The sequence below is a fragment of the Flavobacterium sp. genome, assembly GCF_003525665.1.
Lineage (GTDB): Bacteria > Bacteroidota > Bacteroidia > Flavobacteriales > Flavobacteriaceae > Flavobacterium.
Genome location: NZ_DQDX01000194.1, coordinates 29,040 through 37,857, shown reverse-complemented (window position 1 = coordinate 37,857; position 8,818 = coordinate 29,040). Strand labels below are relative to the sequence as shown.

Here is an 8,818-nt window from a genome sequence, read left to right as displayed (position 1 = left end):
TTTTTTGTGCTTTAGAAAGTTTACTTTCATTTTTAGCAAGTGCTTTCTCTGCCGATGCTAGTTTCTTTTGTTCTTTTTCAAATTTCTTTTGTTCTTTTTCTACTTGACGTTGTTCTTTTTTTAATTTGTCTTCGGCTCTTTTTTTGTCTTTTGCAATTTTTTCTTGCTCTTTTAAAGCTTTCTTGTCGTTTTTTAACTGTTCTTCAAGTTGCTTTTTTTCGTCTAGCCTTTGTTTTTCTAAATCAACAGATTTAACCAGAACAGTATCGACAGCTGTAATTGTAGTTGTTGTTTGAACCGGTGTTTCTTGTGCGTAAAAGTTTTGAAAACCTACAAGAAATAGGGCAGATAATACTAATTTAATTTTCATAATGTTCTTATTAATTTTAATGATTTTGATTTATATTTTTACTACTTTGCAAATATCATTCCGAAAATGGAACGCTACTATAAATAAAGTTATGAAAAAATATCCTAAAAACCTACTACTTTTTGTTCTATTTGTACTAGTTCACTTGAATTACTCTTGTAAAAGATACGATGATTTGCAAGATTTGGATGTAAATTCGAAAGATACAATTTCTCAAAAAGATGCTGAAACTATTGATGATAAAGGTTTTAATTATTTTCCATCTTCTACAGAAAACGAGATTATAGCTCACAATAATTACACTTTATCTTATATTGAAAAATATGAACAAGCCGAATGGGTTGCGTATGAATTAAAGAAAAGTGAATTAAATTACAGCAACAATAATTTTGAGAGACCTTTTTTTATTGAGGATCCAAAGGTAGAAAGTGGTTCTGCCGATTGGAGAAACTATAAAAGATCGGGTTATGATAAAGGACATCTTTGTCCGGCTGGCGATAGAAAATTTTCAAAAAAAGCCTTTGATGAAACGTTTTATACTTCGAATATTTCGCCTCAAAGACATGATTTTAATGAAGGTGTTTGGAATAGATTGGAACAGAAAGTTAGATATTGGGCAGGAAAATATAATGGTATTTACGTTGTTACAGGTGGCGTTTTTACAGATAATATGAAAACCATTGGTAAGGAAGATGTTGCTGTGCCAAATTATTTTTATAAAGTTTTGTTGGACACTTCTCGCAATGAACTCAAGATGATTGCTTTTTTGGTTCCGCATGAAGATAGCGATTTACCTTTGTATGAATTTGTTGTTTCTGTTGATGAATTGGAAAAAAGGACTGGCATTGATTTTTTTCCGAAGCTTGATGATGGTATTGAAAACCGATTGGAACAAAACGCCAATTATAAATCATGGAGTTTTTAGCCCAGACTGAAATGGAAAGCAATTTTAAAGAAACGACCAATTTTTGTTAAAGAAAAAAAGCGACCAAAGAAGCTCTTTTTTCTTTTTACAAAAATGGTTGGAGCTTTGAAATTCTTGAAATGTAGTGCTGGATTGGCTTCTAATAAAAATTAAATTACCATTCATTTACTTTATTAGCATCCATTTTTAGGAAGATAAATAGTAAGATTGTGAAACCCCAAAGTCCAGAACCACCATAAGAAAAGAATGGTAACGGAACTCCGATAGTAGGGAAAATACCTACAACCATTGCGATGTTTACAAAGAAGTGGATGAATAAAATTCCGGCGACGCAATAGCCGTAGACTCGACTGAATTTGGTTTTTTGCCTTTCTGCTAGGTAGACGATTCTTAGAATTAGTCCAACAAATAATCCTATTACAATTACACATCCTAGAAATCCCCATTCTTCTCCAACTGTTGTGAAGATATAATCGGTGTGTTGTTCTGGTACGAATCCGCCTTTGGTTTGTGTGCCTTCTAGGTAACCTTTGCCAAATAATCCGCCAGATCCAATCGCAATTTCTGATTGATTGGTATTGTATCCAACGCCTTTCATATCTACTTCTTTACCCAGAAGAATATTGAAACGGTCGCGGTGGTGTTGCTTGAAAACATTGTCGAAAACATAACTTACAGAGAATGAAAAGGCAGAAACCATGACTAATAAAATGGCACTTGCAATGATGTTTCTATCGACTAATCGGCTTCGGAAATAATTTATGGTCAATACTACAACTGCTATTCCAATCACAATAAACGGATTGTTGGTGGCGAGTGTGAGTACGAACAAAAGGATTGCGATAAAACCGGTTAGCAAATACCAACCTGGCATTCCTTCTCTAAAAAGAACGATGAAAAACACACTATAAATTAACGCACTTCCAGGATCAGGTTGCGGTAAGATTAGCATTACCGGTAAAAATAGTATGATTAATACCTGAATTTGGCGGTTTACTTCTTTAAGATTGATTTGAACATCGCTCAAATATTTGGCTAACGCCAGTGATGTTGCGGCTTTGGCAAATTCTGAAGGTTGTAATGTAAAACTTCCAATGGCATACCAACAACGCTGACCTGCAATGGTTTTACCAAAAGCAAATAATCCGATTAAGGATAAAATGGAGATGGCAAATATTACAATGGAGAATTTTTCGTAGAACTTGGCTTCGACAAATAAAACAATAAAAATCAATGGAATGGTAAACAAGATGAACAGCATTTGCTTACCATAAATTTGGGTGAAATCAAATATTGAAACATCGTCACCAATAGAAGAAAGTGATGAGGAATAAATATTTAGCCAACCCATTATCACTAAAACAGCGAAGATAATGATGCTTATCCAATCAATATTTTGTGAAATACCTTGATTTTTCATTTTAATTGGTTTTAGTGCTATCGTTTTTTATGGTCGCTTTTTTTTGTTTTGCTATAGAGTCGATTCGTTTTTTGGCAAAATCAACACTATCTCTTTTTCTAAAAATACTATCTTGTTGTCTTTGCGGAAGTAATTTATCGTATTGTGATTTTAAACTTCCTGTTAACATTCTCTTCTCAAAATCGATTCGTGATATTTTCTTGTTCAGATATTTTTCAATCATTAATGTAGTGATTGGTCCAGCCCAACGTGCACCCCAATATCCATTTTCTACAAATACTGCAATAGCGATTTTAGGATTGTCTTTAGGTGCAAATGCCACAAAAATAGAGTGATCTTGAAGCTTAACTCTTTTGCCATTTATTTTAGCAAAGTTTTCGGCAGTACCAGTTTTTCCGCATATTTCTATTCCAACGGCACCAAGTCCGGAAGCAGTTCCATGATTATATACGTCGAACATTCCACTTACAATTGGATCAAAATATTTTCTGTCGATTGTTGTGTTGTGTTTTGTTGTAAATCGTTTGTCAATTTTTGTTCCCTCAATCTTTTTGATAATATGAGGTGTAAAATAATGTCCACGATTGGCTATTGTTGCCATAAAATTAGCCAACTGAATAGGCGTCATTAAAACTTCACCTTGACCAATTGCGTTTGAAACGATTGTTTTTCCGTCCCATTTCCAACCAGCGTAGGTTTTATTATATAATTTTGAATTAGGAATTTTTCCTTTTCTACCAGTAGGTAAATCGTATCCCATGAAATCACCTAATCCAAATGATTTTAAGTGTTTTGCCCAAAGATCTACAGCATAGCCATGATCTTGGTATTTGTTTATCAATTTAATATAGGCACTAGAAAAATAAGTATTACATGATTGATAAATAGCTCGGTGCAATTGAACTCGTCCACCAGAACAGTGGCATCTCATAAAACGACCGCGCGCATAACTAAATCCGTGACGGCAATTAAATCCGATACTATCATTAATAACTCCTTCTTGTAATGCGATTAATCCAGTTAAAATTTTAAATGGTGAGCCCGGAGGATATTCTGCTAGCAAACCTCTATCATATAATGGTTTAGCGATTGAATCTTTGTATAGTTTTGTGTAATTTGCTGATCTTTGACGACCAACTAAAATTGATGGATCATAAGATGGAGCAGTTACGAGTGCAAGGATTTCACCTGTACTTGGTTCGATAGCTACAATTCCGCCACGTTTATTAATCATTAATTCTTCACCGTATTTTTGCAATTCGGCATCAATGGTTAATGTTACGTCTTGTCCTTGTTTAGAAATAGTATCGTATTTTCCACTTTTATAGGATCCAATTTCTCTATTAAATTTATCTCTAAGAACATATTTTACACCTTTTTGTCCGCGTAAAATGTCTTCATAACTTTCTTCAACGCCTTGCTTTCCAATTAAATCGCCACCTTTGTAGTAGGGATTTTTTTCAATCATTTTTTCGTTTACTTGAGTGATAAATCCAAAAACATTGGCACCATAATCTACTTGATAATCACGAAGTGAACGCTTTTGAATATAAAATCCTTGAAAACGACGTAATTTTTCTTGAAAACCAGCATATTCTAATTTATTGAGTTGAGGCAGAAATACAGATGGTAATCTTGGGCTGTAAACTTTTGCTTTTTCAATTTTTTTAATAAAATCTTCTTTGGTAATATTTAAAAGAGTGCAAAATTGAACTGTATCTAAATTTTTTATATCACGAGGAATCACCATGATATCATAAGATGGTTGATTGGCAACAAGAAGTTTTCCGGTTCTGTCGTAAATATAACCACGTTCTGGATAGGTGTAGTTTATCTTTATTGCATTATTATCAGACTGCAATTTGAAAGAATCATCAATTACTTGTAAATAAAAAAGACGTATCAATAACAACGATGCTGTTATGATAACCAATGCCGGAAGAAGAATCTTTCTCATCGCTTGTTGTTGGGCTTAATTAAATAAATAATTAAAATGCTTATGATAATTGTGAATACAGTACTGACAAGTGTACGTAAAATAATGCTCCAAAAATATTCGAAAGTAAATATTTCAAGTATAAATAAAATAATGTGATGTAAAACTACTGATAGAAAAATGAATGAAAATCGTTCTGGTGTTAAAACATCATTTAGTCTAACGGTTTGATATTCATAACTTAATCCGAAAGAAAACTTAAAAATTGATGGTCTAAAGAAAGCAAGTGTTAAACAGGAAGCAGCGTGAACTCCGCCAGAATTCATAAATAAATCCATTGTTAATCCCAACAAAAAACTAGCTACTAATAAACCCGATTTATTTCCGTTTACTGGATACAGAATTATAAAAAGAATGTAAGGAAACGGATTTATATATCCCAAAAAATTGATGTTGTTGAAGATAGTAACTTGCGCTGCTAACAACAAAATAAATCGGGCAATATTGTATAATATGGCACTATTCATCTTTTTTAGTCAGTTTTTCTAGTTCAACAATTTCTGGAGTGTCTTTATTTTTTACAACATACACGTAGCCTAAACTAGTCATGTCGTTAAATAATTTAATGTCTAATGTGTAATAATTCGTTTCGTTGTCGATATAAACTTTATGGATTGTTCCAATATTTATATTTTCTGGAAATATTGTTGATTGTCCACCAGTTACAATAGTATCGCCTTTTCTCGCCGATGATAATCTTGGTACATCAACCAATTGTACAAAACCAGTATTTTTTCCGTTCCAAGTTAAAGAACCGATATGATTTGATTTTTTAATCTTGGCATTTATCGGAGACTTTACGTTTAGAATACTTAAAACCGTTGAGTAATTTGTAGAAGTATTTTCGATAACACCCACAATTCCTAAACTATTAATTACACCCATGTCTTGTTTAATACCTTCTTTTGCACCTCGATTTAAAGTAAGATAATTTTCGTGCACATTATAAGAATTCTTAATCACTTTTGCAGTAATCAAACTCACTTTGCTATTTCCTGCAATGGTATCAAATTGAATTTTAGTAGAATCTTTTACATTGAAAATGATACTTTTTAGACGCGCATTTTCTTTGGCCAATTCGTCATTTTGAATTTTCAAATTAAAATATTCTTCAACATTATTCATCTTTTCGTAAACGCCACCAGATAAAAAATTGGCCGAACTAATAACTTTACTTTTATGAAATGAATGTGATTGAATTGTGAGCGAAAGCGCTATACCCATAAGCAGCAAAAACAGCATACGATAGCTGTTTTTAAATATAAAATTAAATATTTGCTGCATCTCTGTAAAAGTTATAAAACTTCAAATTCCAAATTCCAAAAGGTAGTAAAATACGATTTTTGGAATTTGAGATTTAAATTTTGGAATTTATTTAATTAATATGCTTCTAAACTTTGGTATGTTTTTCAACGCCATTCCAGTTCCTCTAACAACTGCTTTCAAAGGATCTTCAGCTATGTAAACTGGTAAATCTGTTTTTAATGAAATACGTTTGTCCAATCCGCGAAGCATTGATCCACCACCAGCTAAATAAATACCAGTGTTGTATATATCGGCTGCTAATTCTGGAGGAGTTTGAGATAATGTTTCCATTACCGCATCTTCAATTCGTTGAATAGATTTGTCTAATGCTTTTGCAATTTCTCTGAAAGAAACTTCTACTTGTTTTGGTTTACCAGTAAGTAAATCTCTACCTTGAACCGACATGTCGTCTGGTGGAGTTTCTAGTTGGTCGGTTGCTGAACCTACTTGAATTTTAATTTTTTCTGCTGTAGTTTCTCCCACAAATAAATTGTGTTGCGTTCTCATATAATAGATGATGTCGTTTGTAAAAACGTCACCAGCAATTTTAACTGATTTGTCGCAAACAATTCCGCCAAGAGCGATAACTGCAATTTCTGTTGTTCCACCACCAATATCAACAATCATGTTTCCTTTTGGTTGCATAATGTCAATTCCAATACCAATTGCTGCTGCCATTGGTTCGTGAATTAAGTATACTTCTTTTCCGTTTACACGTTCGCAACTTTCTTTTACAGCACGCATTTCTACCTCTGTAATTCCAGACGGAATACAAACTACCATGCGTAACGCTGGAGTAAACATTTTTTTCTTTAAAGCAGGAATGCTTTTTATAAACATGCTAATCATCTTTTCAGACGCATCAAAATCGGCAATTACACCATCTTTTAATGGTCGTATGGTTTTAATGTTTTCATGTGTTTTACCTTGCATCATGCTGGCTTCTTTTCCAACTGCGATGATTTTTCCGGTAACTCTATCTCTTGCAACAATAGAAGGACTATCAATTACAACTTTGTCGTTGTGAATGATTAGTGTATTAGCTGTACCAAGGTCAATTGCTATATCCTCGGTCATGAAATCAAAAAATCCCATACTTAATAAAAGGGTTTTAGTTTGTTATATAAATATTTAGCGTACAAAAATAATAAAATTAATGTTTAAAATGACGCGTTCCTGTAAATACCATTGCGACATTATTTTCGTTACAATAATTGATACTCAACTCGTCTTTAATAGAACCTCCAGGTTGAATAACGGCTGTGATTCCTGCATTTTTTGCAATCTCAACACAATCAGGAAATGGGAAAAAAGCATCACTTGCCATTACCGCTCCGTTTAAATCAAAATTAAATGAATTGGCTTTTTCAATAGCTTGTTTTAATGCATCAACTCGAGAGGTTTGTCCTGTTCCAGCGGCGATTAATTGGCCATTTTTTGCTAAGACGATTGTATTCGATTTGGTGTTTTTACAAATTTTAGATGCAAAAATCAAGTCGTCAATTTCTTGACTTGTTGGTTCTTTAGTAGTAACGTTTTTTAGACCTTCTTTATTGTCTGTAATAGTGTTTCTATCTTGAACTAATATTCCGTTAAGGCAAGTTCGTACTTGTCTTTCAGGTAAAGGTACATCATTTATTACTAATATGATTCGGTTTTTCTTTTCTTGTAAAATGGCTACTGCTTCGTCATCATAACTTGGAGCAATTACTACTTCACAAAAAAGAGAGTTTATTTCATTTGCTGTAGCAACATCAATGTTTCCGTTAGCAATTAAAACACCACCAAATGCAGATGTTGGATCGCCAGCCAAAGCATCAAGATAAGCTTCTTTCATTGAAGTTCTTGTTGCAATTCCGCAGGCATTGTTGTGTTTTAATATGGCAAATGTTGGTGCATCATTTTTAAATTCTAAAATCAAATTTACTGCTGCATCAACATCAAGTAAATTATTGTATGATAATTCTTTACCATGAAGTTTTGTGAAAATTGCGTCAAATTCGCCAAAGAAAAATCCTTTTTGATGTGGATTTTCACCGTAACGAAGTACTTGACATTCATCAACACTTATTTTTAAAACAGTTTCATCAGTATTAAAATAATTGAAAATAGCGCTATCGTAATTCGATGAAGTATGAAAAGCTTTTGTTGCCAATAATTTTCTTTGTTCCAATGTTGTAGCTCCGTTTCCAGCAGTAATCATGTCTAAAAACAAACTGTATTCGGCTACCGATGGCACAATTACAGTATCTTTAAAATTCTTTGCTGCTGCTCTAATTAACGAAATACCACCAATATCAATTTTCTCGATAATATCGGCTTCACTTGCGCCACTTGCAACCGTTTTCTCAAACGGATATAAATCAACAATTACTAAATCAATTTGTGGAATATCAAATTCCTCCATTTGAGCAACATCCGATGCATTTTCTTGACGGTTTAAAATTCCGCCAAATATTTTTGGGTGTAAAGTTTTTACTCGTCCACCAAGAATTTCTGGAAATGAAGTAACGTCTTCAACTGGAACAACAGGAATGCCTAGATTTTTAATAAATTCTTCGGTTCCGCCAGTAGAATAAAAAGTTACGTTTTGCTCGTGTAGTTTGCGAACAATTGGCTCTAATCCATCTTTAGAAAAGACAGAGATTAACGCCGATTTAATAGTTTTTGTTGTGCTCATTGTGTTGTGTTATTAAGCACGCAAAAGTAGTTTTTTAAATCGGAATTTATTTGAAATTTTTTGAAGAATTTAGTGTGGTTTTTTTATTTTTTTTTTTTTTAGGTGTATTTTTTTTTTTTTTT

Annotated in this window: 8 protein-coding genes; 1 reads left to right on the top strand and 7 read right to left on the bottom strand. The window is 32.9% G+C overall.

Annotated elements, in window-relative coordinates; all coding sequences use genetic code 11:
• Positions 1-370: hypothetical protein (locus DIU01_RS13805; protein WP_290835411.1), on the bottom strand; the 370-nt coding region annotated here is incomplete at its 3' end.
• A 91-nt stretch (positions 371-461) separates the two neighbouring features.
• Here DIU01_RS13805 and DIU01_RS13800 point away from each other — a divergent pair.
• On the top strand, positions 462-1,295 hold the full coding sequence (locus DIU01_RS13800) for a DNA/RNA non-specific endonuclease (RefSeq protein WP_290835409.1): 834 nt from the start codon (positions 462-464) through the stop codon (positions 1,293-1,295).
• Positions 1,296-1,449: 154 nt separating this feature from the next.
• Here the strand turns inward: DIU01_RS13800 and rodA are convergent, their stop codons facing one another.
• The 6 genes from rodA to purH all read right to left on the bottom strand — a co-directional run bounded on the left by rodA (position 1,450) and on the right by purH (position 8,696).
• Positions 1,450-2,715 carry a rod shape-determining protein RodA gene (rodA, locus tag DIU01_RS13795; RefSeq protein WP_290835407.1) on the bottom strand — a complete coding sequence of 422 codons (1,266 nt, stop codon included), beginning with the start codon at positions 2,713-2,715 and terminating at the stop codon, positions 1,450-1,452.
• A gap of 1 nt (position 2,716) precedes the next feature.
• On the bottom strand, positions 2,717-4,672 hold the full coding sequence (mrdA, locus tag DIU01_RS13790) for a penicillin-binding protein 2 (RefSeq protein WP_290835406.1): 1,956 nt from the start codon (positions 4,670-4,672) through the stop codon (positions 2,717-2,719).
• Positions 4,669-5,178, bottom strand: a complete 510-nt coding sequence (locus tag DIU01_RS13785; RefSeq protein ID WP_290835404.1) for a rod shape-determining protein MreD — start codon at positions 5,176-5,178, stop codon at positions 4,669-4,671. Before DIU01_RS13785 ends, mrdA begins: the two co-directional genes overlap by 4 nt.
• Entirely contained in the window at positions 5,171-5,995 is an 825-nt protein-coding gene (mreC, locus tag DIU01_RS13780) for a rod shape-determining protein MreC (RefSeq protein ID WP_290835402.1), read from the bottom strand. The genes DIU01_RS13785 and mreC overlap by 8 nt, the downstream gene beginning before the upstream one ends.
• Before the next feature lie 87 nt (positions 5,996-6,082).
• Positions 6,083-7,111, bottom strand: a complete 1,029-nt coding sequence (locus tag DIU01_RS13775) for a rod shape-determining protein (RefSeq protein ID WP_035125527.1) — start codon at positions 7,109-7,111, stop codon at positions 6,083-6,085.
• Positions 7,112-7,169: 58 nt separating this feature from the next.
• Positions 7,170-8,696 carry a bifunctional phosphoribosylaminoimidazolecarboxamide formyltransferase/IMP cyclohydrolase gene (purH, locus tag DIU01_RS13770; RefSeq protein ID WP_290835399.1) on the bottom strand — a complete coding sequence of 509 codons (1,527 nt, stop codon included), beginning with the start codon at positions 8,694-8,696 and terminating at the stop codon, positions 7,170-7,172.
• Positions 8,697-8,818 lie beyond the last annotated feature (122 nt).

What these genes read in the sequence shown, in the direction of transcription:
- DIU01_RS13800 (WP_290835409.1), top strand. Translation starts at nt 462, where the DNA reads ATGAAAAAATATCCTAAAAACCTACTACTTTTTGTTCTATTTGTACTA.
- rodA (WP_290835407.1), bottom strand. Translation starts at nt 2,715, where the DNA reads ATGAAAAATCAAGGTATTTCACAAAATATTGATTGGATAAGCATCATT.
- mrdA (WP_290835406.1), bottom strand. Translation starts at nt 4,672, where the DNA reads ATGAGAAAGATTCTTCTTCCGGCATTGGTTATCATAACAGCATCGTTG.
- DIU01_RS13785 (WP_290835404.1), bottom strand. Translation starts at nt 5,178, where the DNA reads ATGAATAGTGCCATATTATACAATATTGCCCGATTTATTTTGTTGTTA.
- mreC (WP_290835402.1), bottom strand. Translation starts at nt 5,995, where the DNA reads ATGCAGCAAATATTTAATTTTATATTTAAAAACAGCTATCGTATGCTG.
- DIU01_RS13775 (WP_035125527.1), bottom strand. Translation starts at nt 7,111, where the DNA reads ATGGGATTTTTTGATTTCATGACCGAGGATATAGCAATTGACCTTGGT.
- purH (WP_290835399.1), bottom strand. Translation starts at nt 8,696, where the DNA reads ATGAGCACAACAAAAACTATTAAATCGGCGTTAATCTCTGTCTTTTCT.